General features: G+C 54.9%; 23 protein-coding genes and 1 riboswitch. Of the genes, 15 read left to right on the top strand and 8 right to left on the bottom strand.

The window, feature by feature from the left end; translation table 11 throughout:
• Complete coding sequence (locus IT893_RS19825; RefSeq protein WP_197146396.1) at nt 1–1,035, bottom strand: sirohydrochlorin chelatase; 1,035 nt, start codon at nt 1,033–1,035, stop codon at nt 1–3.
• A 353-nt stretch (nt 1,036–1,388) separates the two neighbouring features.
• Here IT893_RS19825 and cbiB point away from each other — a divergent pair, with 353 nt between their 5' ends.
• Entirely contained in the window at nt 1,389–2,483 is a 1,095-nt protein-coding gene (cbiB, locus tag IT893_RS19830) for an adenosylcobinamide-phosphate synthase CbiB (protein ID WP_245227759.1), read from the top strand.
• A complete protein-coding gene (locus tag IT893_RS19835; protein ID WP_197146397.1) occupies nt 2,480–3,106 on the top strand; it encodes a nucleotidyltransferase family protein in 627 nt (208 codons plus the stop codon). The genes cbiB and IT893_RS19835 overlap by 4 nt, the downstream gene beginning before the upstream one ends.
• Nucleotides 3,107–3,115: 9 nt before the next feature.
• Here the strand turns inward: IT893_RS19835 and rfaE1 are convergent, their stop codons facing one another.
• Genes rfaE1 through IT893_RS19850 form a run of 3 tightly spaced genes read right to left on the bottom strand, consistent with a single transcriptional unit; the run spans nt 3,116 to nt 6,215 of the window.
• Nucleotides 3,116–4,588: a D-glycero-beta-D-manno-heptose-7-phosphate kinase gene (rfaE1, locus tag IT893_RS19840; RefSeq protein ID WP_197146398.1), complete on the bottom strand. Its 1,473-nt coding sequence runs from the start codon at nt 4,586–4,588 to the stop codon at nt 3,116–3,118.
• 54 nt (nt 4,589–4,642) lie between these two features.
• The gene (locus IT893_RS19845) at nt 4,643–5,227 is read right to left on the bottom strand and encodes a D-sedoheptulose 7-phosphate isomerase (protein ID WP_197147761.1); all 585 of its coding nucleotides are present in this window, start codon (nt 5,225–5,227) and stop codon (nt 4,643–4,645) included.
• A 31-nt stretch (nt 5,228–5,258) separates the two neighbouring features.
• The gene (locus IT893_RS19850) at nt 5,259–6,215 is read right to left on the bottom strand and encodes a UDP-glucuronic acid decarboxylase family protein (protein WP_197146399.1); all 957 of its coding nucleotides are present in this window, start codon (nt 6,213–6,215) and stop codon (nt 5,259–5,261) included.
• A gap of 233 nt (nt 6,216–6,448) precedes the next feature.
• On the opposite strand from IT893_RS19850, the gene IT893_RS19855 reads away from it, so the two are divergent.
• Nucleotides 6,449–7,678, top strand: coding sequence for a hypothetical protein (locus tag IT893_RS19855; protein ID WP_008888909.1), 1,230 nt, complete (start codon nt 6,449–6,451; stop codon nt 7,676–7,678).
• 48 nt (nt 7,679–7,726) lie between these two features.
• Here IT893_RS19855 and cobT read toward each other — a convergent pair whose 3' ends face one another.
• The gene (gene cobT, locus IT893_RS19860) at nt 7,727–8,761 is read right to left on the bottom strand and encodes a nicotinate-nucleotide--dimethylbenzimidazole phosphoribosyltransferase (protein WP_197146400.1); all 1,035 of its coding nucleotides are present in this window, start codon (nt 8,759–8,761) and stop codon (nt 7,727–7,729) included.
• 196 nt (nt 8,762–8,957) lie between these two features.
• On the opposite strand from cobT, the gene cobS reads away from it, so the two are divergent.
• Together cobS and IT893_RS19870 are read left to right on the top strand one after the other, a co-directional pair.
• Entirely contained in the window at nt 8,958–9,770 is an 813-nt protein-coding gene (gene cobS, locus IT893_RS19865) for an adenosylcobinamide-GDP ribazoletransferase (protein ID WP_252724017.1), read from the top strand.
• A gap of 30 nt (nt 9,771–9,800) precedes the next feature.
• Nucleotides 9,801–10,412 (top strand): histidine phosphatase family protein, encoded by a 612-nt coding sequence (locus tag IT893_RS19870; RefSeq protein ID WP_252724018.1) that lies wholly within the window; start codon nt 9,801–9,803, stop codon nt 10,410–10,412.
• 20 nt (nt 10,413–10,432) lie between these two features.
• Here IT893_RS19870 and IT893_RS19875 read toward each other — a convergent pair whose 3' ends face one another.
• Nucleotides 10,433–11,071 (bottom strand): hypothetical protein, encoded by a 639-nt coding sequence (locus IT893_RS19875; protein WP_197146402.1) that lies wholly within the window; start codon nt 11,069–11,071, stop codon nt 10,433–10,435.
• A gap of 552 nt (nt 11,072–11,623) precedes the next feature.
• Nucleotides 11,624–11,815: riboswitch (cobalamin riboswitch) on the top strand.
• A 57-nt stretch (nt 11,816–11,872) separates the two neighbouring features.
• Between IT893_RS19875 and cobU the strand changes: the two genes are divergently transcribed.
• The 9 genes from cobU to IT893_RS19920 all read left to right on the top strand — a co-directional run bounded on the left by cobU (nt 11,873) and on the right by IT893_RS19920 (nt 23,139).
• A complete protein-coding gene (gene cobU / locus IT893_RS19880; protein ID WP_197146403.1) occupies nt 11,873–12,412 on the top strand; it encodes a bifunctional adenosylcobinamide kinase/adenosylcobinamide-phosphate guanylyltransferase in 540 nt (179 codons plus the stop codon).
• A gap of 34 nt (nt 12,413–12,446) precedes the next feature.
• The gene (gene cobW, locus IT893_RS19885; RefSeq protein WP_197146404.1) at nt 12,447–13,487 is read left to right on the top strand and encodes a cobalamin biosynthesis protein CobW; all 1,041 of its coding nucleotides are present in this window, start codon (nt 12,447–12,449) and stop codon (nt 13,485–13,487) included.
• A gap of 98 nt (nt 13,488–13,585) precedes the next feature.
• Nucleotides 13,586–17,350 carry a cobaltochelatase subunit CobN gene (gene cobN, locus IT893_RS19890; protein WP_197146405.1) on the top strand — a complete coding sequence of 1,255 codons (3,765 nt, stop codon included), beginning with the start codon at nt 13,586–13,588 and terminating at the stop codon, nt 17,348–17,350.
• Between the two features lie 186 nt (nt 17,351–17,536).
• The gene (locus IT893_RS19895; RefSeq protein ID WP_197146406.1) at nt 17,537–18,238 is read left to right on the top strand and encodes a hypothetical protein; all 702 of its coding nucleotides are present in this window, start codon (nt 17,537–17,539) and stop codon (nt 18,236–18,238) included.
• Between the two features lie 124 nt (nt 18,239–18,362).
• Nucleotides 18,363–19,184, top strand: a complete 822-nt coding sequence (locus IT893_RS19900; protein WP_252724019.1) for an endo alpha-1,4 polygalactosaminidase — start codon at nt 18,363–18,365, stop codon at nt 19,182–19,184.
• A 53-nt stretch (nt 19,185–19,237) separates the two neighbouring features.
• Nucleotides 19,238–19,864, top strand: coding sequence for a cob(I)yrinic acid a,c-diamide adenosyltransferase (gene cobO, locus IT893_RS19905; RefSeq protein ID WP_008888919.1), 627 nt, complete (start codon nt 19,238–19,240; stop codon nt 19,862–19,864).
• A 51-nt stretch (nt 19,865–19,915) separates the two neighbouring features.
• Nucleotides 19,916–21,436: a cobyric acid synthase gene (locus IT893_RS19910; protein ID WP_197146407.1), complete on the top strand. Its 1,521-nt coding sequence runs from the start codon at nt 19,916–19,918 to the stop codon at nt 21,434–21,436.
• A gap of 219 nt (nt 21,437–21,655) precedes the next feature.
• Nucleotides 21,656–22,330 carry a glutathione S-transferase family protein gene (locus IT893_RS19915; RefSeq protein WP_063086819.1) on the top strand — a complete coding sequence of 225 codons (675 nt, stop codon included), beginning with the start codon at nt 21,656–21,658 and terminating at the stop codon, nt 22,328–22,330.
• On the top strand, nt 22,327–23,139 hold the full coding sequence (locus IT893_RS19920) for a trans-aconitate 2-methyltransferase (protein ID WP_197146408.1): 813 nt from the start codon (nt 22,327–22,329) through the stop codon (nt 23,137–23,139). The genes IT893_RS19915 and IT893_RS19920 overlap by 4 nt, the downstream gene beginning before the upstream one ends.
• A gap of 46 nt (nt 23,140–23,185) precedes the next feature.
• On the opposite strand, the gene IT893_RS19925 is transcribed toward IT893_RS19920, so the two are convergent.
• Nucleotides 23,186–24,214: a substrate-binding domain-containing protein gene (locus tag IT893_RS19925; protein WP_252724020.1), complete on the bottom strand. Its 1,029-nt coding sequence runs from the start codon at nt 24,212–24,214 to the stop codon at nt 23,186–23,188.
• A 105-nt stretch (nt 24,215–24,319) separates the two neighbouring features.
• Nucleotides 24,320–25,138, bottom strand: coding sequence for a tetratricopeptide repeat protein (locus IT893_RS19930; protein ID WP_197146410.1), 819 nt, complete (start codon nt 25,136–25,138; stop codon nt 24,320–24,322).
• 268 nt (nt 25,139–25,406) lie between these two features.
• Between IT893_RS19930 and IT893_RS19935 the strand changes: the two genes are divergently transcribed.
• Nucleotides 25,407–26,312, top strand: a complete 906-nt coding sequence (locus tag IT893_RS19935) for an SDR family oxidoreductase (RefSeq protein WP_197146411.1) — start codon at nt 25,407–25,409, stop codon at nt 26,310–26,312.
• The last annotated feature ends 184 nt before the right edge of the window (nt 26,313–26,496 follow it).

A 26,496-nucleotide genomic window follows, 5' to 3' on the forward strand; every position in this document is an offset into this window, starting at 1 on the left:
TCAGGAACCGGTCGATTTCTTCGCGTCGTCGTGATCATGGGAATGGCTGTGCCCGTGATCATGGCTGTGGCCATGGCTATGACCGTGATCATGGTTGTGGTGATGCCCGTGGCCGTGACCATGGTGGTGATGGCCATGATCATGGCTGTGTCCATCGGTGCCAATGCCCATCACATGGTGATGGTGTCCGACCTGTGGGGTTCCGACATCGCCTTCATAACCGATGATCTGCTCACGATACTTGCACAGCTGGCAGTTCATGTTGTTGTCGCCGTTATCAATCTCGGTCAGACGTTCGGCAAAGCTTTCAAGAACCATCGGGTGGTCCTTGAGGTAGCCTGCCTTGATAAACTCGACATCACCAAATTCCGCCGCGACTTCGTCGGTATGGCTATAGATGCGGTCAATCAAAATGCCGGCAAACAGGAAGTACGGGAAAACGACAACGCGCTTGTATCCCAGTTTCATCGCTTCGCGCAGGCCCGCATTGACGCGCGGATGCGCAACACCGGAATAGCTGATTTCGGTACGGCCAAAGCCCATGCCTTCCTGAAGCATACGGGCAACCTTATAGACATTGGAATTGGCGTCCGGGTCATTGGTGCCGCGCCCGACTACCATCAACAGGGTGTCTTTGCGATCTACGCTGTCATCAGCCCCTGCAAGGGCTTCTTCGATACGTTCCTTTGCCGCCATCAGAAGCTTGGGATCAATGGCAAGATCGCGGCCGAAAAGCACTTCGATATCGGGATTTTCATGGGCGAAATTGTTCACTTCGCTCGGCAGGTCGTTTTTGACGTGACCGGCGGCAAACAGCATACCTGGAAGGGCGTAGATTTTCTTGTGGCCCATGGCTTTGAGCTTTTCAAAACCATCACGCAGGATCGGGTGGGCAAATTCGAGAAAGCCGCTTTCGACATCGTAGTCGGCCAGATGGGTCTGTTTCATAGCTTCAACCATGGCGTTGAACTGTGAAACCGCGCGTTCGTCGCGCGAACCATGACCGCAAATCATTACTGCGCCTTTGGGGGACATAAAAGGCTGCTCCTTTGTCTCTCTTTGATGGTGTTCTTCACATGACATTGTTGCCATGCGGTACCCGATGCCACCCCCGTTTTCACCGATTGGCTTGCGGAATGCAAGCGGCAGCTACGCCAACAGGGTGCACAAGGGGCTTGGGTGATGAAAATACTACTTATTGTGGGCCGGTTATGGTCTGGTATCGAATATGTTGTGGGCGGGCTCTGTCCTTCGGTTCTGGCGGGTGATCAGGTTGCGGTGTTTTGCGTTACGCACTGCCGGGCAAACAGGATTGACCAACATAAGTTATGATAAAATATAAATTCGTATGAAATTTCTTTATCAAAGCGAAAACCCGATGGCAAATTGTGCGGTATCAATTTGGTTCGCGCATTCACCATGTCATTCTGATTGACGGGTTGGCGATCACCGCGCACATTGCCGCGATGGAACCGACATTCACCGATTTTCTGATCCCGGAACCTGCGTTTTTCGGGCCGCTTTTTTCAATGCTGGTGCTGGCACTGCTGCTGGATGCGGTGTTTGGTGACTTCCCGTGGCTGTTTAGCCGGATCGGGCACCCGGTGGTGTGGATTGGCAATCTGATTGCGTGGTTCGAAAAGCGCCTGAACCGCACAGATCGCAGTAACCCGGACCGCCTTTTGCGCGGTGCTATGACCAGTCTGATGGTGATTGTGGTCGCCGCGGCTTTCGGTGGTGCTGTGCAGTTTGTCTCATCACTTGGCGACGTTTTCAGAGCGCCCGAAGTCCTTTTGGTGGCGGTTCTGATTGCTCAAAAAGGCCTTTATCAACACGTAAAGGCCGTTTCAAACGCGCTTAAGAAAGAGGGCATCGCTGGTGGCCGCAAGGCAGTTTCGATGATCGTCGGGCGCAACCCCGAAACGCTTGATGAAGCAGGCGTCAGCCGGGCAGCCATCGAAAGCTGTGCTGAAAACTTTTCTGACGGGGTGGTCGCCCCACTGTTCTGGTATGTAGTTGGCGGGCCGATTGGCATTTGTGCCTACAAGGCGATCAACACACTTGATTCGATGATTGGTCATCGCAACGAACGCTATCTTTATTTCGGCAGGTTCGCCGCGCGACTTGACGATGTGGCGAACTTTATCCCCGCACGGATTGCTGGCGGTGTGATTTGCCTTGCCGCCGTAATCGGTAAGAAAACAAGTGGCAAAGCTGCCTGGCAGACCATGGTGTCGGATGCGAAAAAGCACAAATCGCCCAATGCCGGTTGGCAGGAAGCAGCCTTCGCTGGCGCGCTTGAAATCGCCCTTGCCGGGCCGCGCCAGTATGGCAGTGAAATGGTTGATGATCCTTATATTGGCAACGGTCGTTCCGATCTGACCGCTGTTGATATCGACCGCGCGCTGAGACTTTTCACGACCTCATGCCTGATCAATGCGGCATGGCCGATTGTTCTTAAAGTTCTTTGGGTCGGGCTATGAGTGCCGGGCAGCGTGCCAATGATATTCCGTTGGGCCGCGAATTTCTTGAACTTGTCCTGCAAAACCGCACCAACCAAATCATTCTCAACCGGTTTTCAGCATTCGGGATTAAAGACTGGTGGCTGACCGCCGGATGCCTTGCGCAGACGATCTGGAACATCAAGGCCAATCGCGCCCCGGGTTCCGATATTGCCGACTATGATCTTTTTTATTTCGATCCCGATACGTCATGGCAGGCGGAAGATCAAGTTATTGTCCAAGGTGCTGAACTGTTTGCTGATATCCCGGTTTCCGTTGAAATCCGCAATCAGGCGCGTGTACCGATCTGGTATCTGGAAAAATTCGGTGTACCTTACGGTACTGTGACTGCTGCCAGTGATGGCATTGATCGCTTTGCCTACCAGACAACTGCCATTGGCGTGCGCAAGGATGCGGGCAAAAGCGGAATAGATGCCTATCGCATTTATGGGCCGTTTGGCCTTGCTGCTGTCATGGAAGGTCGGGTGATCCCGAACGCGGTTTTACCGGTCAAAGAGGTCTATGAGGTCAAGGTTGGGCGTTGGCAAAAGACATGGCCGGATCTGGTGATTGCGCCTTGGCCGGAAAAAGAAAGTCCGCTTTAATTCAGACGCTTAGTGGTTGCCCTTGTTCATCCGTGCGATGGTCGATGTGGTGGAAAAGCCATCTTCAAGGTTGGCCAGAACCACCTTGCCGCCATAGCCATGGACGATTTCGGCCCCGACTACCTTGTCGATGGTGTAATCCGCCCCCTTGACCAGAATGTCCGGTTTGATCGCCTTGATCAGTTCAATCGGGGTGTCTTCGCCAAAAATCACCACGCCACTAACGGTTTCAAGCGACCCTAACACGGCTGCACGTGCGGCCTCGGACTGGACCGGGCGGGCTTCGCCCTTAAGGCGTTTGACAGATGCATCGGAATTCAGTCCGACAATAAGCCGGTCACAATTTGCCCGTGCCTGTTTGAGCAGGCTGAGGTGGCCTGGATGCAACAGATCAAAACAACCATTGGTGAAACCGACCGTGTATCCCTTGCGCCGCCAGCGTTCTGCGCGATCGACCATGCGGTCAAGCGGCATCAGTTTGGCTTCACCGATCATCAAATCATGATGATGCAGGGTGGAAATCAGCTCGTCCGGATAAACAACCGCAGTCCCGATCTTGCCAACCACGATCCCGGCGGCAACATTGGCAATGCGTGCCGCGTCAGCCAAGCTGGATCCCGCTGCAACGGCGGATGCGAGGCAGGCGACAACCGTATCTCCGGCACCCGAAACGTCGAATACTTCGCGGGCTTCGGTTGGCAGATGCAAAGCCTCGCCATCCTTGGTGACAAGCGTCATGCCATCCTGACTGCGGGTAAGCAGGACATTCTCGACCCCGCATTCGGTAATGATCTTGGCCGCGGCGGCGATGGCATCTTCGTCGCTGTTTATGGCAATGCCGGTTGCCGCTTCGGCCTCTGCGCGGTTCGGCGTCACCACCGTGGCACCACGATAGATGCTGTAATCATTGCCCTTTGGATCGACGATGACGGGTTTTCCGGCTGCGCGTGCGGCCTTGATCGCGGCTGCAACGACATCGGCATGCAAGACACCCTTGCCATAGTCAGACAGAATGATCGCTGCAACATCCCCTGCCAGCTGACCTGCGAGTGTCGAAAGATTGCTAATCGATGCTGGTGCAATGGCGCTGGTGGTTTCATTGTCAGATCGCAACAATTGCTGCCCGCCCGCGATATAGCGGGTTTTGATCGTTGTCGGACGGTTGCGCTCGGTCTGGATATAGGGCTCAACACCCTTGTCAGCGGCGACATATTCCATAACTTCGCGGCCGGGCAGATCATCGCCAACAAGCGACAGGAACTGAACCGATGCGCCCAGGGCTGTTGCGTTGCGCGTGACGTTACCGGCACCCCCAAGCATGGCGCTTTCGCGCTCAACCCGGATGACGGGGATAGGCGCCTCTGGCGAGATGCGGGTGACCGAACCATAGACAAACCGGTCAAGCATGACATCGCCAATGCAAAGGACTTTGGCATCGATCAGTTGTTCAACCTGTCGGGCCAGATGGCTAAGATCGGTCATGGTCGCAATTCTTTATGCTGTCAGAGTATTCAGGCGGATTTTCTGGGCCGCCGGTTATTTCTTCGTCAGGCCGAGCGTATGTTCAAGCGCACCGACCAGCATCTGGCCAATTTGGATATGCATTTCCTGGATGCGGGCTGTGGTGTTGCTCGGCACGATCATCAGTGGATCACACAGATCAACCATGTCACCACCGGTCTTGCCAGTCCAGCCGGTCGCAATCAGGCCCATTTCCTTGGCCTTGGCCAGACCGAGATTTACGTTCTTGCTGCTGCCGGATGTTGAGATGCCAATCGCAACGTCATCCGGATTGCCAAGCGCCTCGATCTGGCGTGAAAACAGGTGATCAAACCCGAAATCGTTGCCGATCGCGGTCAAGGCCGAGCTGTCAGTGGTCAGCGCAATCGCCGGAAGCGCCCGACGATCATTGATGTAGCGAACCGTGAATTCGGTTGCGATATGCTGCGCGTCCGCGGCCGACCCGCCATTGCCGAAAAACAGCAGCTTGTTGCCGTCATTTAGGGCGTCGGTGCAAATCTCGACCAGTTCGATAAAGGCATCGCGGGTGGCCTCACGGGTCTTGTTGACCAGATCAAGATGCTCGTCAAACTCGGCATCGAAAAAGGCTTTGATATCCATCACGCGTCCAAATCCAAAAGAAGTCGTCGTATTAGCCGTGTTTCGCAATCAGATTGCGGAAATACTCAATTGTCGAACCGAGGCCATCTTCAAGGCTTACATTCGGTTCCCAGCCATCAAGTGTGTTTCGCGCAAAGGTAATGTCGGGCTTGCGCTGCAGCGGATCATCGGCCGGAAGGTCTTTGAAGATCAGCTTTGATTTGGCGCCGGTCATCTCAATGACGCGCTCTGCCAACTCACGAATGGTGATCTCATATGGGTTGCCAAGGTTCATCGGTCCGGTAACCGTTTTGTCGGTTGCCATCAGACGGACAAAGCCCTCGATAAGGTCAGTATAGAAGCAGAAGGATCGGGTTTGCTGGCCGTCGCCATAAATGGTGATGTCTTCGCCATGCAGCGCCTGAATGATGAAGTTCGATACCACGCGGCCGTCCTGCGGGTGCATGCGCGGGCCATAGGTGTTGAAGATACGGGCAACCTTGATATCCAGGCCGTGTTGGCGGTGGTAATCAAAGAACAGCGTTTCAGCACAGCGCTTGCCTTCGTCATAACAGGCGCGCGGGCCGATCGGATTGACATTGCCGCGGTAATCTTCGGTCTGCGGATGGACTTCAGGATCGCCATAAACTTCGCTGGTCGAGGCCTGGAAAATCTTGGCGCCAACGCGCTTGGCGAGACCCAGCATGTTGATCGCACCATGCACACTGGTTTTGGTCGTCTGGACCGGATCGTGCTGGTAATGGATCGGCGAAGCCGGGCACGCAAGGTTGTAAATCTCGTCGACTTCGAGATAGAGCGGGAAGGTAACATCGTGGCGCATCAGCTCGAAATGCGGTTTATCGAGAAGATGGACAATGTTGTCCTTGGTGCCGGTGAAAAAATTGTCGACGCACAGAACGTCATTGCCTTCTTCAAGCAGGCGTTCGCACAAATGAGAACCAAGAAAACCTGCGCCACCGGTTACCAAAACGCGCTTGCGTCGCCACATATCGTCTCTGACCTTGTTACTCTGATATCAAAACGGGCTGAAACTAGCAGCTTGGATGGTGGAAAGCTATGACTTATCTTTTCTTAGACATGTCTGAAATTCCCCGATATTCGGGTTTGGTTTCAACATGCATGAATGCTAAATACATAACCTGTTAATGCACCGGCGTTATCGTGGTTCGGGCAGATTAGCGGCTGTGATTCCGTCGAAACAATTCTCTGGTCATTGCATTTATGTCTGATAGTTCACTTCCATCGCCCGAAGCCTTCCTCGTTGACTATGTGCGGCGCCTTGAGCGGCGCAAGGACGGCGTTGGTGCGATTCATGTGCATTTTTCCAAATTGCTGCCATTTAACCGCCGTGACCATCACATCCGTACGGCGATTACGGCGTTTGAAGAGATCGTACCGGAAGTCACCGGGCGTATTTTCACCCTGTCCAACCAGGATCTGATTTTCATCTTTGATGCCGCAGAGATGGACGAGGTGAATGCTGTCATTTTCCGGCTGAAGTTCCTGTTCAACGACGATCCGCTGATCAGTGATGGCAAGGATGAAAGCGGCGCGCCCGCGACCTTTACCGACTATTTCGATGTCGGGCAGCAATACAAAGAATTCCTGCATCTGACACAGTTGTTGGTCCGCGCCAACGCCAATCGACCCAAAATCGTCAGCAAGGCAGCCGAGCGCCACAATGACCATCCCGAACTCAGCGATGATCGCGCGCCGCTGACCCCGAAGATATTGGGGCGCATTGATGAGTCGCTGCGGCGTGCGGATCTGTCCAACCTGATGCGTCGACAGGCCATTTGTGCCGTGGTGGGTGATGCGAACCCGACGCCGGTTTTCCATGAATTGTTCATCTCGATCAAGGATTTGCAGGATACGCTGCTGCCAGATGTCAATGTTCTCTCGAACCGTTGGCTGTTTCAGCATCTGACCGAAATTCTGGATCGGCGCATGTTGTCGCTTCTGACCCGATCAAATGACGCATCGGTGACCGGCTCTGTCAGCATCAATTTGAACGTCTCGACATTGTTGTCACCGGACTTCCTGACGTTTGATAGTAACGTCAAGGCTGGGCAGCGCGGGACAATCGTTCTTGAGCTTCAGAAGATCGATATCTTTGCAGACCTTGGGGCATTCTTCTTCGCGCGCGACTTCTGTCGTGATCGCGGTTATCGCATCTGTATCGATGGCATCAGCTATCTGTCGCTTCCCTATATCAACCGTAACAAGCTTGGCGTTGATATGATCAAGATGCTCTGGGATCCGGAAATGGAAAACATGGATGAAGAGCATCGTGAAGCCATGCGCGCCGCTGTGGCAGAGTCCGGCGATACCCGCGTTATTTTGTGCCGTTGTGATGACGAACGCGCCATCAAGTTTGGTCATTCAATCAATATCACCATGTTCCAGGGCCGCCATGTCGAGCACCTGATGAACGAACGGACGAAAAAATAGCGCCAGATTGCTGACGCTATTGGGTGGGCTCACTTGTAAGGCTGGGAATCAGGCCTCTTCCTTGCCATCAATTCCGGCTTTTTCAAAGGTCGCCATGCCAGTGTGGCATTCTGCGGCTGCGCGTAAAAGCGGGATGGCAAGTGCCGCACCCGATCCTTCTCCAAGGCGCATGCCGAAATTGATCAGTGCTTCCTTGCCCAGTTTCTCAATCAGCCGCGCATGTCCCGGTTCTGCCGATACATGCCCGACCAGACAATGATCGAGTGCATCGGCACGCATCGCAGCCAGAACAGCGGCCGCCGCACAGGATACATAACCATCAAGCAATATCGGAACCCGTGCAAAGCGCGCTGCAATGATGGCACCGGCCATAGCAGCAATTTCGCGTCCGCCAACACAGCGCAGAACATCCAATCCATCATGCATCTGGTTTTTATGCAGGATGATGGCATCACCTACGACGCGCGTCTTGCGGTCAAGGGTAGTGTCATCGATCCCTGTTCCCCGGCCGGTCCAGTCCGCAGCATTCCCGCCATAAAGTGCATGGGAAATTGCCGCCGCCGATGTGGTGTTGCCAATGCCCATTTCACCGGGAACAAAAAGATCCAGTCCCTTTTCAATCGCACTCATGCCAAAGGCCATCGCCTCGGCACAGCCTTCATCGTCCATCGCAGGTTCATGGGAAAAGTCGTTGGTCGGGATTTCAAGGGCGACCTCCATGACGCGGAGTTCGGCATCGACAGACTTGCAAATCTGGTTGATCGCAGCCCCGCCATTGATGAAGTTTTCCACCATCTGCTGGTTCACGCTGGCCGGGAAGGCCGAAACGCCCTGCGCAACGACACCGTGACTGCCGGCAAAAACTGTAACGCGCGGCCGCGACATGCGTGGGCGTGATGTTGCTTGCCATCCTGCCAGCCAAAGGCTGAAATCCTCAAGTCGTCCAAGCGATCCGGCAGGCTTGGTCAATGTTGGTTCGCGCTGGGCCACGGCGGCCTGCGCTTCCTGATCGACTTCGGGAAGTTCGGCGAGAAGCGCACGAATTTCCTCAAGATTTTGGGGCGGATGTTTCGGGTTGAACATTTTGGTCTCCGGCTGGCGACAAAGGTGCCTAACTAGTGTTCCGCTTGGCTTCCGGGGTGGTAAGGATTAGGCTCGGAAACCAATTTTGTAAGGCGGTTCAGGAAGTCGGGCCAAACTAGGCCTGTGCGCAACAGATTGCCAGTTTGAAAATCGGAAATTTATGCTATCCAAAGATCATAACCAAAACGAAACAAATATGCAAAGCTCGGATTCATCTGACAAACCCGGCCCAGACACAGCGACAGATGCCCCCGTCGAGGTTTCGCCTATTTCCGATTTCTGGCGCGCCCTGGCGTTACTTAGCCGTGTTCCGGTCAAGGGTATCGAGGATTTCCGCGCTGAGGTGATTGCAAGATCGGTCTGGTCTTGGCCGTTGGTCGGTTTGTTGCTGGCTGGTTTTGCCATGCTACCGGCGATGCTGGTCTATTCCCTGACAGCCAATATCCTGATTTTTGCGATTGTTGCCTTGGCAGGCATGGTTTTGTTGACCGGATCAATGCATGAAGATGGCATCGCAGATTGTGCCGACGGGTTTGGCGGCGGGTTTGAGCATGCGCGCAAGCTTGAAATCATGCGCGACAGCCAGATCGGTACATATGGCGTTGTTGCCCTGATCCTGTGTTTTGGCCTGCGTCTGATTTTACTTTCTGCGGCGGGCGATGCCGGGCAGGCAGCGATCCTGTTTCTGGTGATGGCAATAACATCACGGGCGGCAATGCCAGTCGTGATGCATATCCTGCCTCCGGCGCGCGCCGATGGTTTGGGCAAGGGGGCCGGAACGCCAAATTTGATGATGGTCGGTTTGGGTGTTGGCCTTGCTTTGATCCTGTCGCTTGTTTTATCGGGTCTGTTTGCGACGATGGCCATTCTAATGGGTGGACTTTTGGCGGTGGGTATTGTTGCGGCGGTCGCGAAATGGCAGATCGGTGGCCAGACAGGGGATGTCCTGGGGGCAACCCAGATCGTGACCGAACTGTTTGTTGGTATCGCCTTTATTGCCGCCCTTTGATCAACCAGCACAGCAACAAGAAGGAATGCCGTGAGCAGTTTGAAAATAACCCGCTGGTGGCTGGTGCGTCACGCGCCCGTCCAAAATCCGAAACGGCTGGTCTATGGCCAAAGTGACATGCCTGCCGACCTTTCCGATGAAAAGGCACTGGCTGCCCTTGCCGGGCAACTGCCGGGTGATGCCGTCTGGGTAACCAGCCATCTGTCACGTACGCATGATACGGCGCGCAGTCTGCAGGCGTTCATGGATAAAGACATAGCGCCGCAGGCTGAAAGCGGCTTTGCCGAACAGCATTTTGGTGATTGGGAATTGCAGAACTGGAATGATTTGCCCAAGGGGGAAACAACACGGTTCTGGACCGACTTTGCCCGCCAACACCCCCCAAAGGGTGAAAGCTTTGCCGATGTGGTTGCCCGTGTCGGACCCGTCTTTGGCCGATTGAGTGCGGATTGGGCCGGGCGCGACATTGTCGCTGTCGTTCATGGCGGCACAGTGCGTGCCATGCTTGCCAATGCACTGGGTTTATCCCTTGAAACCGCATTGGCATTTCATATCGACACGTTGGGTCTGACCACGCTTGAATATATCGACGGTGTCGACGAACCGGGCTGGCGCGTGACCGCTGTCAATCAGCGCTTTTAAGGAGCTTAAGGCATGTTCCGTCAGGCAGAGGCCAGCTCGATATCGGATGCCATGTCATCAAGCGCGTGTTCTGCCAGATAGCGGTCAACCATATCCGGATTCAGATCATGTTTTTCGCAGATGTCGAAAACATCGCGCAGATAGGCCTGATAATAGGGCACCGGGCGGCTGCGTGATTTGCTTCGCAATTTGGCGACATTCGGGAAATCACTGGCAAAGGATGCGTTTTCAATCACCTGGATGATGGTGTCATCAATGATGGCAGCCGGCATTCCGCAATAAGTCTTGCCGCAGGCAGACAACATCTTGCTGGCAGTCGGAACGGAAATGCCCGGCTGGGAAAGCAGCTCGTTCAACTCGTCCTGTCCGAAATCCGAGATCGACATCAGGGTCACTAGGGTTGGCATATCGCGCACAAGCAACGAAAGCGCATTGACGCGAATGCCACGTTCATGGGACCAGATGATGGTTGCGATTACACCCTTTGAGGCATCCTCGGCAAAGATGTCACGCACATCGCGGCGTGCCAGAGTGATCTCGCCATCGGCTGCGCGCTGTTCAAGAAAATCCTGAAATGACCGATCAGGACTGTTCAGACGGTCCAGCAATCCCAGCCACATGTCCTTGCGAGACGATGTGGTCCAGGTTGGCGCGTTCATCTGTCGGATTTTGGATAGGTGAGAACGTATTGCCATTGGTCTTGAAAAATCCAGATTACCCCAAGAGTTTCGGTTGCAGTATTTCCTGCAGCCATCCGGGTGATGAGTCTACTTCCCGGGTTTTCGCCAGATTGCGGATTGTTCCGTCTTTAGGGTCAGGACCTATTAATTTGGTTTGAATGGTTAAACAGATTTGCGCGGATACGCGGAGTAAAACTGCAGGAAGATATTTATCTTTCAAGGTTTTACGACAAAGTAGTCCGTGCAAATCCGATTAATCCGAAGGACAGACGTTATATTTGCAAACTCCAGCGTCAAATCCCTTGTGCGGGATACCAACCCGCCCGGCGGGCTTTTCCTTGGATTTCGCAAATATAACGTCTGCCATTCAAATCAAATTAATAGGTCCTGACCCTAGTTCCAGCGCAACGGCTTGATGTTGGCTGAAATGGTATGACCTCTCAAGCAGACAATTCTTACAAATACTGACCTTCCGATTAGGGTGGGGTGGTAACGAAGGGTTAAGTGCCGAGAATGACCTTTGGCATTTTTGGCAAACCTGCTAGGTTCGGCGCATCGTTCGGTGATGGGAAATCGGTGCAAGGCCGATGCTGCCCCCGCAACTGTATCGGGTTGGGAGATCCGGGTCGGTGCCAACGCGCCAGACCAGCCACCGGGAAACCGGGAAGGCGGATCGCTTTCATGCCCGCAGCCAGGAAACCTGCCGAAGGTGTCACTATTCGAAGGAAGGTGACGACGCAATCGGGCCTCGGTGGGAGGCCATGGCGAGGAAGAAACGGGATGACCCAGACTTTACCCCCTGACGGCCCCTCTGGCGGGACGCATCTGATCCTTGGCGGGGCGCGATCCGGCAAAAGCCGGTTTGCCGAAAACATCATTAATCAGGCGGGCGGTGGCACATATATCGCAACCGGGCGTGCCTGGGATGACGAAATGGCCAACCGCATAGATCTTCACAAAAAATCACGCGGCGATCTTTGGCAGACACTCGAGGAACCGGTCGAACTTTGTTCGGCGCTGCAGACCTGTAATGTCACAGGCGGCAAGCCTGTTCTTGTTGATTGTCTGACCTTGTGGCTGACCAATCTGATGCTTGAAGACCGCGACATTGATGCCGAGATCGCAGCTCTTTGTGATCTGGTGCCAACCCTTGTCGTGCCGGTGCTTTTTGTCTCAAACGAGGTTGGTTTTGGCATCGTGCCGGAAAATGCGATGGCGCGGGCCTTTCGCGATCATGCCGGACGCCTGCATCAACGCATTGCAGAGATTGCAGACAAGGTCACCCTTGTGGTGGCCGGCATTCCGATGTCGGTCAAATAACAACATAAATTATTGAATTTTAAGGATTTCAGAAATGGCACAATTGGGCAAAATCCCGGCAACCGTCATTACCGGTTTTCTGGGCGCTGGCAAGACAACCATGATCCGCAATATGCTGGAAAATGCCAATGGCAAACGCATCGCGCTGATCATCAATGAATTTGGCGATCTGGGTGTGGATCGAGGCATCATCAATGGCTGTGGCATTGAAGGCTGCGAAGAAGATGACGTTGTTGAACTGGCCAATGGTTGCATCTGCTGTACCGTGGCTGATGACTTCCTGCCTACCATCCAGGGCCTGATTGACCGTGAAACGCCGCCTGATCATATCGTGATCGAAACATCTGGTCTTGCCCTGCCAAAACCGTTGGTAAAGGCGTTTAACTGGCCCGAAGTCCGGTCGCGTGTGACCGTTGATGGCGTTGTGGCGGTTCTTGATGGCGCGGCCCTGCGTGATGGTCTGTTTGCCCATGATCATCACGCGGTACAGGCGCAACGCGAAGCAGACGAAAATCTTGATCATGAAAGCCCGCTTGAAGAACTGTTCGAAGAACAGCTTCACTGTGCCGATATGGTGGTTCTCAACAAGACGGACCTTCTGACCGATGCCGAACGCAGCAAGGTCGAAGCCGATATCCGTGCAGAGCTGAAAAAGCCGTCAGTCAAGATTATCGCGACCGAACATTCACGGGTTGAAAACGCCATCCTGCTTGGTCTGGGGGCTGCCGCCGAGGATGACCTTGATAGTCGCCCAAGCCATCATGACGATGGCCACGAACATGATCATGATGATTTCGACAGTTTTGTCGTATCGCTTGATGCGATCAGTGATCCGGCCAACCTTGAGAAGCGCCTGATTGATGTCGTGCGTCAGTTTGACGTGCTGCGCATCAAAGGATTCGTTGATGTGCCGGGCAAACCGATGCGCCATGTGGTTCAGGGGGTTGGTGAACGTTTTCAGCGCTATTTCGACCGTCCGTGGGCGGATGGCGAAACCCGCCGCTCGGAATTGGTGGTGATTGGCCTGCATGGTCTGGACCGCACTGCGATCGAGGCCGCCATCAAAGCCGCCTGATCCAAGTTAACCTGATCAAGCCACCTGAAACCGGATGCTAAAAATCATCCGGTTTCAGCCTGTTTTAAGACCAAACGCATAAGGATACGGATCCCGCGATGCATCTATTGGCAGCCCAGCCCGGAATGGTCACAGATGGCAGTGAGGCCGTCGACCTTGGACAGCAACCCGGCGATGTGGTGATCCTGTCTGCGGCCGAGTCCGAACTTGCCTGTCTTGCAGGGGCGCAAGGGCGTCTGGTCGATGCATTTGGCGACGAAACCCCGTCACTGCGTCTGGCAAGTTTGCTGCAGCTTGGCCACAACATGTCGGTCGATCTTTATATCGACGATGTACTTTGCGATGCCAAATTCATCATCGTGCGCATTCTGGGCGGGCGCGGTTATTGGGATTATGGCATCGAACAACTGGTTGCGCTTTCACGTGCCAAGGACATTCCATTGGTCCTGTTGCCCGGTGATGATCAACCCGATGCGGAGCTTCTGACGCTTTCGACCGTCAAGGGGCGCGAATATCAGAATATCTGGCGTTACCTGATCGAAGGCGGACCGCAAAATTCCGAGAATTTACTTCGTCTTATATACGAAAACTTAAATTCAAGCGTGAACTGGAACTGGTCACCAGCGGCCCCCCTGGTCAAGGCCGGGGGCTATTGGCCCGGCAAGGCGCAGGCAAGCCTTGATGAAATCCGGGTTAACTGGATTGCAAATCAACCGGTTACGCCGATTGTCTTCTATCGGTCTCTGGTGCAGGCCGCCAACCTCGATGTTATTGACGCGCTGGTTGAGGAATTGGTTGCCAATAGACTGAATCCATTGCCGATTTTTGTTGCCAGTCTCAAGGATCCGTTGGCAGCGGCATTGGTTGAGGACTGGTTGGCAGAAACCAGTGCAGATTTGATCCTGAATACCACCGGCTTTGCGATATCTGTTCCGGGATCAAAACGAAAAAATGGTCCGTTTGACGCGGTCGATGCCCCGGTCTTTCAGGTGGTGCTGTCAGGCGGTGGCGAGGACGCTTGGCGCGACGGTGTCAATGGTCTGGCCGCGCGCGATATTGCGATGAATGTGGCGCTTCCCGAGGTTGATGGCCGTATCCTATCACGTGCGGTGTCGTTCAAGGGATCGGCTGGCAAGGATGACCTGACCCAGATTGATCTGGTGAAATACATCCCCGTGCGCGATCGCGTGGCCTTTACCGCCAAACTTGCCGCCAATTGGGTGCGCTTGCGCAAATCAGATACCAGCGCGCGCAAGGTGGCGATGGTTATGGCGAACTATCCCAACAAGGATGCTCGCCTTGGCAACGGCGTTGGGCTTGATACCCCGGCCGGCATGATCGAAACACTCCGCGCCATGCAGGGCGAAGGATACCGGGTCAGTGATCTGCCAAAAGATGGCGATGCGCTGATTGCTGCGATCAAGGTCGGGCCGACCAATGATTTCAAATCCCTTGCCGGTCGCAAAATTCGCGTGACTTTACCGCGTGCAGACTATCAAAAGGCGTTTGATGCGCTGCCACCGGCCATCCGGGATCAGGTGTTTGAGGCCTGGGGCGACCCGAAGAACGATCCGTTTTATCTGGCGGGTCAGGATGCCTTTGCGCTATCGATCCTGCCGCTTGGCAATGTGGTGGTCGGGTTACAGCCCGCGCGTGGCTACAACATTGATCCGCTTGAAAGCTATCACTCGCCCGATCTGGTGCCGCCACACAACTATTTCGCCTTTTATATCTGGCTGCGCCATGTGTTTGGCGTCGATGCCATCATTCATTTTGGCAAGCACGGCAATATGGAATGGCTGCCGGGCAAGTCACTGGCGCTTTCCGAGGATTGCTTCCCGGAGGCGGTCTTTGGCCCGACCCCGCATTTCTATCCCTTTATCGTCAATGACCCGGGCGAAGGCACACAGGCCAAGCGCCGCGCCCAGGCGGTGATCCTTGATCATCTAACCCCGCCTTTGACCCGGGCGGAAAGTTATGGGCCGCTTAAGGATCTCGAAGCGCTGGTCGATGAATATTATGACGCGGCCGCGGTTGATCCCCGTCGCCTTGTGATCCTGAAACGTGACATCCTTGAACTGGCGATCCGCATCGGCCTTGACCGTGATTGCGGCATCGAGCCCGACGAGGACGAAGAAAGCGCACTGGCCAAGCTTGATAACTATTTGTGCGAGCTCAAGGAACTTCAGATCCGTGATGGTCTGCATATTTACGGCAAGGCGCCTGAGGGTGACCTTCTGACCGATCTTCTGGTCGCATTGGCACGCCTGCCGCGCGGGTCGGACAGTGGGCCCAAGGCATCCCTGCATCGCGCGATTGCCAAGGATATCCTTGATGATCCGGCGTTTGATCCGCTTGATTGTGCCTTTGCCGAATTCTGGCCGGGATCCAAGCCCGAAATTCTCGCGCATTATGACGGCGAAGATATCGGACCATGGCGCACCACCGGCGATACTGTGGAACGGATCGAGCTTTTGGCACGTGATCTGGTCAACGGAACGGTGAAGGCCGATCCGGCGTGGTCGGCCGTCTGTGAAGTTATTTCTGATATCGAAACGACTATTCGCCCGGCCGTTGTTGGTTGCGGTCTGGCCGAGATCGAGGGTCTTTTGCGTGGCCTTGCCGGGAAGTTCGTCGAACCTGGCCCGTCCGGTGCGCCGACCCGTGGCCGCCCGGATGTTTTGCCAACTGGCAGAAATTTCTATTCGGTTGATACCCGTACTGTCCCGACGCCAGCCGCCTGGCAGTTGGGGTGGAAATCGGCTGAGCTATTGCTGGAACGCCATGTGCAGGATCACGGCGAATGGCCAAGCGCGCTTGGTTTGTCTGTCTGGGGAACCAGCAACATGCGCACCGGCGGTGATGATATCGCACAGGCATTGGCCCTGATGGGGGTGCGCCCGACCTGGGATAGTGCGTCACGCCGGGTGACTGGCTTTGAGATTATGCCGGCATCGGTTCTGGGCCGACCGCGTGTTGATGTCACCCTGCGTATTTCTGGCTTCTTCCGCGATGCCTTTCCCGGTCTGATTGACCTGTTTGACAGTGCGGTAAGGGCGGTGGCCGGGCAAACCGATGAGCCGGATGATCTCAATCCGATTGCCGTGCGGATCAGGGCCGAAACCGAGAAACTTCGCGCTAAGGGAATGGATGCGGATCAGGCGGCGCGGCAGGCCGGTTTCCGGGTGTTTGGCTCCAAGCCGGGGGCCTATGGGGCCGGTTTGCAGGCGATGATTGACGAAAAACTCTGGGAAGACGAAGACGATCTTGCTGATGCCTACCTTGCCTGGGGCAGTTATGCTTATGGCAATGGCGCCGAGGGCACGGCGGCACGCGATCTGTTTGAAACCCGCCTCGCCAAGGTCGATGCGATTGTCCACAATCAGGACAACCGTGAACATGATTTGCTGGATTCCGATGACTATTATCAGTTCGAAGGCGGAATGACATCTGCTGTGCGCAGTCTGTCCGGCAAACAGCCCACAGTTTATCACAGTGATCATTCCCGCCCGGAAAGCCCGAAAATCCGCACCCTGGAGGAGGAAATTGCCCGTGTCGTTCGGGCGCGTGTCGTGAACCCCAAATGGATCAAGGGTGTGATGCGCCATGGCTACAAGGGCGCGTTCGAAATGGCGGCAACAGTCGATTATCTGTTTGCTTTCGCCGCGACCGCGCGCTGCGTTGCCGATCATCACTTCGATCTGGTCTATGATGCCTATCTCGGCGATGCCGAGGTGCGCGAATTTATCGCCGATCACAATCCCGATGCGTTGCAAGACATCAAGGACCGCCTGAATGAGGCGATCGAGCGCGGCCTTTGGCAGCCGCGTCGCAACAGTGTTTCCGTCGATCTGGGACGCTAACGCGTCAACTGTTGCTTGTTATTGGAATCACGGGAATTTTACCGTCGGAACAAACCGGGCAGTTGAAACGTTACGTTTTCGCACCATATCTCAATTAACCAACTGTTAATAAGTTGTGAGGGACGGGGCACCCCTATCGGATCGCCTGCATGGGAAGCAGGTTGATTGAACAGATCGGAGGCCGCGATGGATATCAAGACCAACGTTCGTTTGCCAGATTATCTGCAAACTCCAATGCCTGCCCATGACAGGCATGCAGATATCGTCAACTCCCTGCTTTCTGATTTCAACATGCCAGAATGGTTGCGTGCAGATTTGCACGGCAACGGGCGCTATCGCCCGGCGCGCGGTGCCATTCGCGCAGTTCTGGATGTTCGTGAACGTTTCAACGGCGTGCATCGGCCGGTAACGTTTGATGAATTCCATGCCGGCATGACAGAGCTTGCCCATCACCTTCCGGGTCCGGACCAAACCAAGTTCGAAATCAATGCCAAGGTGAAGATTTACTGGCGCTACCTGCAAGGGGTCGAACGTCAGGTTTGGCGCACGGCTATTGCGGTGGCCCATCTTCGTCTGGATCATTTCCCGGTGGTGCGTGAATTCAAAACCCTGATCGAACAGGTCGCGATCAGCCGTGACTGGCTGGAAAAGCGCCTTGAGGTGATCGAGAAAAGCTTCCAAAGCCCGGCCGGCGCGCGCAACGAGGCCGTGCGAAAGGCCTTGGACCGCCTGCGCCGCATGTCGCCCGGGGATCGCTTGCAATTGTTTAACAAGGCCCGGATGCGCCGCCCGGAATTGCGCAATATCGACATGCGCGAACCCGATAAATGGGCGGATCTGGTGACCAGTGACCTTGGCCTGACAACAGGTCAAAGCGCCAATTGGTAAGACCTGATTGATCAAGAAGAGCAAAAGGCGCGGTCATTTGGATCGCGCTTTTTGTTTGCGGGATTGTCTTGGTTTGCTTGCGCGGGCAAACTCACTGCCCAACACTTCAGGGCAGATGCATCGCGTGAAAAACTCAATTCCCAAATCATTTTGTCTGTGGGCAGGCATCCTCCTCGGCCTGCTATTGCATGGGCAAACCGCACAGGCGGATACCACAAAAGAATGGACACCCGTCCCAAACGGTCCGTTTCTCTGGCAGCTTCAAGGCACGCTTGATGTCGATGACGCCATCCGCATTGTCGGGGCCGATCTTTTTGATGTGTCCGCCGATCAGGTCGCGGCTTGGCGCGCGGCCGGGCAGTATCCGATTTGTTATATCAATGTCGGGGCTGTCGAAAATTGGCGGGATGACGCGAAGGCTTTTCCAAGTGATGTGATCGGTGCGCCCTATTGGGGGTGGGATGGGGAAAAGTGGCTTGATATCAGCCGGTTTGAGCTTTTTGCCAATGTGATCAGCGCCCGTCTTGATCTTTGCCGTGACAAGGGGTTTCTGGCGGTCGAGCCTGATAACATTGATGCCTTTGAAGCCGACCAAAGCAGTAAGCCAACCGGTTTTGACATCACGCGCGATGATCAGCTGCGATATGTGAACTGGCTGATCACAGAGGCTCATAAGCGCGGTCTTGCCATCGGGCAGAAAAATGTTGCCGATCTTGTGCCCGATCTTGTTGATCAGATGGATTTCGCCCTGTTGGAATCGGCCCATCGACTTCGCTTCATGCATGAGTTTGATATTTATGTCTCTCAAGATAAGCCGGTTTTCGCCGTCGAATATCTTGACGAAGGGGCCGATGCCAACGCCTTTTGCCCGGCGGCGAAGCAGCATGGATTTCAGGGTGTGATCGCCCACTTGGATCTTGATCAAACTCCGCAAAACTGCCCTTGATCCCGGTAGGACTTTCGCCGCATTCTGGGCCGGCATTTCAAAGGGAAGAAACAATGACCGACAAAAGCCAGCCAGACGTCGATATCAATGCGCGGCATGATGAAAAAATGAAGAAAATCAAGGCCGCACGCGACAAGATGATGGCCCAGAAGATCGATAAAAAGGGCCTGATCATTGTCCATACCGGCAAAGGCAAGGGCAAGTCTTCCTCGGCCTTTGGCATGGCGATGCGCTGTGTCGGTCATGATATGAAAGTCGGCGTTGTCCAGTTCATCAAGGGGGGCTGGGAAACTGGTGAGGCAAAGCTTCTTAAAAAATTCCCCGATCTTTGTGAGTTTCACGCCATGGGGGCGGGCTTCACTTGGGAAACCCAGAACCGGGCACAGGATGTCGCCCTGGCCCGTGAAGCCTGGAACAAGGCATTGGAAATGCTGCGTGATCCAAGCTATTCGATGGTGATCCTCGATGAGATCAATATCGTTCTGCGCTATGATTTCCTGCCGCTTGAAGATGTGCTTGAAGCACTCGCCAACAAACTGCCTGATCAGCATATCGTGCTTACCGGGCGCAATGCCCCGGATACCTTGATCGAGGCGGCCGATCTGGTCACGGAAATGACCATGGTCAAACACCCGTTCCGCGAACAGGGCATCAAGGCACAGATTGGTGTCGAGTTCTGATCCGGCCTTGATCATTTAGCGGATCACTTACAAGAAAGTTTTGAAACCGGAATGAGTGCGCAATCCGTCCCCGCCCTGATGTTGCAAGGTACCGGCTCCGACGTCGGGAAATCCTTGCTGGTCGCCGGATTGTGCCGTGCCTATGCGCGTCGTGGCCTTCGGGTGCGTCCGTTCAAACCGCAAAACATGTCCAACAATGCCGCCGTTACCGATGATGGTGGCGAAATTGGCCGCGCGCAGGCGCTTCAGGCACGTGCGGCGGGCGTTGCCACATCAGTTCATATGAACCCGGTCTTGCTCAAACCGCAAAGCGACATTGGGGCGCAGGTCGTGGTGCAGGGCAAGGTCCTGACCAGCGCCAAGGCACGTGATTATTATCGCCTCAAACGTGATCTGCTGCCCAAGGTGGTCGAAAGCTTCGAGATCATGGCAAGTGATGCCGACCTTGTCCTGATCGAAGGTGCCGGCTCACCTGCCGAGGTCAATTTGCGGGCCTCCGACATCGCCAATATGGGCTTTGCCGAGGCCATAGGCGTTCCGGTTATTCTGGTCGGCGATATTGATCGTGGCGGGGTGATTGCCTCGATCGTTGGTACGCATGCGTTGCTGTCCGACGATGATCGCTGCTGGCTTAAGGGTTATGTGATCAACAAGTTTCGTGGCGATGTGTCGCTGTTTGAACCGGCCACCGGCATCATTCATGAGCGCTGTGGTCTTAAAAGTTACGGTATCGCAACATACTGGCCGAATGCCTATAAGCTGCCTGCCGAAGATGGCGTGGCGCTTGAAAAGGCCGGGAAATATCAACGCAATGCCGGGAATGAGGGGGACGCAGTCCTGCGCATTGCGGTACCGCATCTGCCCCGTATTGCCAATTTTGATGATCTTGATCCGCTGGCCGCCGAGGATGATGTTGAATTGCTGGTGATCAAGCCGGGGCAAGTGATCCCGGCGGATTGTGATCTGGTGCTTCTGCCGGGGTCAAAATCGACCATGGCAGACCTTCGGTTCGTCAAAGATCAGGGCTGGGATATCGATATTTTGGCCCATCACAGGCGGGGTGGCCATGTGATCGGCATTTGCGGCGGGTATCAGATGCTGGGCCGTATGGTCCATGACCCGGACGGGGTCGAAGGCGCGCCGGGAAGCGAGGCTGGCCTCGGTTTACTCGATGTTGAAACCATTATGGCGGGCGACAAGACGCTGCGCAAAACAACCGGGCTGACGGTTGGCGATCATGCTGTTCTTGCCGCCGGAACACCCGTCGATGGCTATGAAATCCATATGGGCCGGACCGATGGCCCGGATCGGGCGCGAAGCTGGCTTGACCTGAATGGTGTGGTGGATGGCGCGATCAGTGGTGATGGGCGGGTTTTGGGGTGCTATCTGCACGGGCTGTTTGGCAGTGATGATTTCCGGCATGCCTTTCTGGCGGCATTGCGATCGGACGAGGCACATAAAATGACGCATTTTGAGGCCAGTATTGACGCGGCCCTTGATGAACTGGCCGATCATCTTGAAGCCTGCCTTGATCTCGATGGTATGCTGGAACTGGCAAAAAGCCGGGCCTGACAGGGCGTGTTTAAGCTTTCTGTCAGGCATGAGCGTTACGTATAGCAAAATTGCACTTTCGCGCACTTGAAGGTCTTTACTTCGTGCGCGTTGCATGGTTTGAGATATCTTGCAGTTCCGGGTTGGAAACGAACCGGCTTCGTTGCGGTTTATGGAATGTTTGCGCCCCCATGCCGGGTCTTTGCGAAACGTTCATCTTGGTCGGGTATCTTCACGCTCATGCGTCAGTTATATCATTTTTGGCTTTCACCTTTTTCGCGCAAGGTCCGTCTGGTCCTGGCCGAGAAAAAGCTCGATTTCGAACTCACGGCTGAACCGGTATGGGAACGGCGTGACGATTTCCTGCTGCTTAATCCGGCCGGTGAAGTGCCTGTGCTTAAGGAAGAAGACGGGACGGTGCTGTGTGATTCCAGCGTCATCTGCGAGTATCTCGACGAGGTGTACGAGGACGAGCCGAAACTGTTTGGATCCGACCCCAAGGAACGCGCCGAAATCCGCCGTCTTGTCGCGTGGTTTGATGGCAAATTCAATCGCGAGGTCACTGACCATCTGCTCGGTGAGAAGCTCCTGAAACGCTTCTTCTCGACCGGCACCCCCGATACCAAGGTCCTGCGTGCCGGGCGCACCAATGGCGCCTATCACATGGATTATATCGGCTGGTTGTTTGAACGCCGGAACTGGCTTGCCGGTGATCATCTGACCATGGCCGATCTGGCAGCTGCCGCACAGGTGTCCGTGATCGACTATATGGGCGATATCAACTGGTCAAAACATCCACGTGCCAAGGACTGGTACATGCGGATCAAAAGCCGCCCTGCCATGCGCGATATTCTGGCGGATCGGCAGGCAAGTTTCCCACCATCAAGCCATTACGCGGAACTGGATTTTGAATGAAGGATTCATCCATATCTGATGAATTCTACCCTGAAGGCGGTTTAAATACTGCCAGTTACGATCTTCGCGCTGATCTTGATCGCAAGATTTTTGAAGACCCCATTCCCTTTTATACCCGTCTGGCAACCAGCCTTGCGCATCAAAACGGCGTGCTTGAACTGGGCTGCGGCACGGGCCGGATCAGTGCCGCGATTGCCAAACTTGGTGTCGCGGTCGAAGGCCTTGATCTGTCACCCGCCATGCTGGGTCAGGCACGCGCCAATTACCCTGATCTGATATGGCATCTTGGCAATATGTGCGACTTTGATCTGGGGCGGCAGTTTGATCTGGTGATCATCCCGTTTCGCGGCCTTCAGGAAGTCACCAATGCCAAGGGTCAGCGTCGCGCCCTTGAACGGGCCTTTGCCCATCTGAAACCCGGTGGGGCGATCGCCCTTGATCTGATGGATCCGGATTTGCGTTATTGTCTTCCAGAAGGTGACCCGGAGCACGTCGAACTGCCGATCTTTCCGATGCCTGATGGTGTTGGGCAGCCGGGCAGTCGGCTTCGCATCACGGCGATGGAACGCACCAATGATCCCCTGACCCAGAAGTTCAGCGAACATTGGCGGTTTGAAGAAATCAACGATCAGGGCGATGTGATTACGCGCGAGGATTGCTGGCATCATCTGCGCTGGGTTCATCGCAGTGAAATGCGGCTGATGTTGGAGCTATCCGGTTTCATTTCGATATCGGAATTTTCGGATTTCCAGGGCAATCCCCCGAAATATGCCAGCAACCAGGTCTGGATGGCAAAACGGCCGGACTGATGCCCGGCCGCTCAATTGCGTCTAGTGGTGTTGATCCGTCAGCTGTTCAGTTACCGGCGAATTTCGCGGCACTGGTCATGGTTTCAGCGCGTTCCTCATTGGTCAGCGGCACCAGACCGTTATCAGCCAGAAGACCTTCTTCGCCAATCACCGCTTCCGAAACATAGGTCGAGATAAAGTCACCCAGGCTCTGGACCAGCTGTTGATGGTCATCCTTGACGTACAGATAAAGCGCACGCGATGCCGGATAGCTGCCATCAAGGATGGTTTCATAATCCGGCTCAATGCCGTTGATTGGAACACCTTGAAGACGTTCGCGGTTGCGCTCCAGATTGTTAAAGCCCATCACGCCATAAGACGTCGGGTCTTTTTCAAGCTTGCTGATCACCAGACGATCATTTTCTCCGGCTTCAATATAGACCCCGTCTTCACGAAGGGTCCGGCACAACAGGCGGAAGCTGTCAGGATCGGTTGCCTCAAGGCTTGCGATGTCAGAAAATGTCGCACAACCCTGATCAAGCAACAGTTGCCCCATCAGATCGCGCGTACCCGAAGTCGGCGGCGGGCCATAAACGCGGATTTTAAGGTCGGGCAGGCTGGGATCGATATCAGACCATTTTTCATGCGGGTTTGGCACACTGGCACCATTGACCGGAACGGTCCGCGCCAGGGCGAGATAAAGCTGACGGGCGGTAAGCTCCATGCCCGGTGCTTCGCGCGAGCCTAGCATGACAATGCCATCATAGCCGATCTTGATTTCACTGATGTCGCGGACAGAATTTGCCGCGCAAATTGCGGTTTCCGACCCGGTGATCGGGCGCGATGCGTCAACGATATCGGGGAACTCTGCGCCAATGCCGCCACAAAACAGCTTGAAGCCGCCGCCTGAACCGGTGCTTTCAACCACCGGGGCCGGTGCGCCGGTGGTTTTGGCGAAATGTTCGGCGACCTTGGTGGTCAGCGGAAAGATCGTCGAAGAACCGACAATCCTGATCTGATCGCGGGCCATTGCGGCATGTGATGTCAGAAGTGCCATCGATGCGGCAAGGGTAGCCAAGGCAAGCGTGCGACGCATTTCGTCCCCCAAAACGTATCCGGTGATGATCCGGCAAATGGTTCTACCGGTCATATACAAGGAAATCGGTCACCGTGAACCTGTTTTCTGAACTGACGGTCCCCGTCAGTTCGATCCGGTGCGAACATCCATCTTCTCTATATTCGCTTTTGCCGCGTCAGCAACAGGGGTTCCATTTGAAAGTTCTATGACAGTTAACCAGTCCTGCCGTGCAAGATCGTTATCACCGGCAATCTGATGCAGCTTGCCGCGTTCGAAAAGTGCCTGAACATTCCGGGGTTCCCGGTTCAGAACTTGTTCGATATCAGTCATTGCCAAATCGTAACTTTCAAGCAGTCGCCAGGCCGATGCCCGGTAAATCAGCGCCTCGGTATGGCCAGGCTGAAGATCAAGTGCGGCATTGAGGTCATCAATCGCCTCCCAATACTGCCCGGCAAGGCCAAGTGCCATGGCACGATCGACCCAAAGCTGCGGATTGTTGGGCACCAGTTCAAGCGCGCGGCTTTGATCGCGCCAGGCGAATTCAAGGTTATCGGCCATCATCCAGGCCTGACCGGCCTGGGCCAGCATCCCGGCAACGACACCCGGTCCGGCCGTACTGTCCTTGGCAAGCGCGTCAAGACGTGTGGCGGCTTCTTCATATTTGCCAAGCGATATCAGTGCGACGGCAACACAATGGCGCGCTGGTTCCCCACCACCCAGATCGCGCCAAGCAATCGCGCTTTCAAATCCGTCTTCGGGTTTGAGTTGGGCCAGCTTGATGCAGTCACGATATTGCTGGCTTTCTTCCTGTGTCATGCCACCGTTGCTTTCGGTCTGGGCCATGGCGGAAGGCACGCCTGCGCCATAGATGCCGACAAACCCCGCCAGACACAGCAAGCCTGTGGCGCGCGCTAGGAACGAGGTCGCGAAAAGTCGTGACATGAAAAAGCTCCGTCTTTGGCAAAGTTTCTGGCAGTCACCATAGAAGATCACATGATCAATCCACCATGGCTGAATGCGCATATCTGTAAACGCACATTCGTGAAGTCTCACACCATGAAAACGGCAACAAGATGATTGTTGTTCCCGAAAGCCACAGTTTGCGGGAACAAATCATGGTCCAAAAGGTTTTGCCAAAAGACTTTGTTTGTCTGTGGCAAGGCCGTTACTGTGCCCTTCACACGAATTTGCCGTCACAAAAGGTGCCTTGATGACCAATAAGCTGTTCTGTTTCGGATTGGGATTTTCCGCCCGCCTTGTTGCACACGAGCTTAAGGCAGAGGGTTGGAAAATCGCCGGAACCACGCGAAGCGCGGACAAGGCCGAACAGCTGAAGTCTGAAGGCATCGAACCCTTTATCTTTTCCGATGATCAACCGATCGCCGATATCGCCAGCGCGCTTGAAGGCGTGACGCATGTCCTTTCATCGGCCCCGCCCGGCGGGATGGGTGATCCGGTCATCCATCATCATGGCAGCGATCTTGCGGCACTGCCTTCGGGCACATGGATTGGCTATTTGTCGACCACCGGGGTTTACGGTGATCGGGATGGCGCCGAAGTCACCGAGGATGATGACCTTTTGCCAAGTGGCAAGCGCGGGCGCAGGCGCGTGGCTGCGGAAAAGGCATGGTTTGATCTTGGCCGTCGTCATGATCTGTGTGTGCAAAGCTTCCGACTGGCGGGCATCTATGGCCCCGGTCGCAACGCGCTTGAAACCGTCCGATCCGGCCGTGCACGCCGGATCGTCAAACCCGGTCAGGTCTTTTCGCGCATTCATGTTGATGACATCGCCCAGACGGTTCTGGCATCCATCAAACAGCCTAATTGCGGGGCGGCCTATAATGTCTGTGATGATGATGCGGCCCCGCCGCAGGATGTGATCGCCCATGCCTGTGGATTGCTTGGTGTTGATCCGCCACCCGAACAGGATTTTGCCACCGCCAAGCTAAGCCCGATGGCCGCCAGTTTTTATGAAGACAACAAACGGGTTTCAAATGCGCGGATCAAACAGGAATTGGGTGTTAAGCTGCGCTATCCGGATTATCGGGCCGGTTTGCTGGCACTGCATGATGAAATACTGGCCAAATTGCAGGGCAGAGACGAAAACGTTTCATAAAACCGCATTGTTGACCACAATTGCGGGTCGTATATAACCCAAGAGCCTGCGGAAAATCATATTGTCGTCTGTTTGGACACCGTGTGTTCAGGCACCATATGATTTTCCACAGGATCAGTTTCGGACCGGATCGTTTTGGCGTTCCGGACCCCAAGGCCACCGAGCACGGGCATCTGATGTGGGC

The organism is Thalassospira sp. A40-3 (genome assembly GCF_015871485.1).
Lineage (GTDB): Bacteria > Pseudomonadota > Alphaproteobacteria > Rhodospirillales > Thalassospiraceae > Thalassospira > Thalassospira tepidiphila.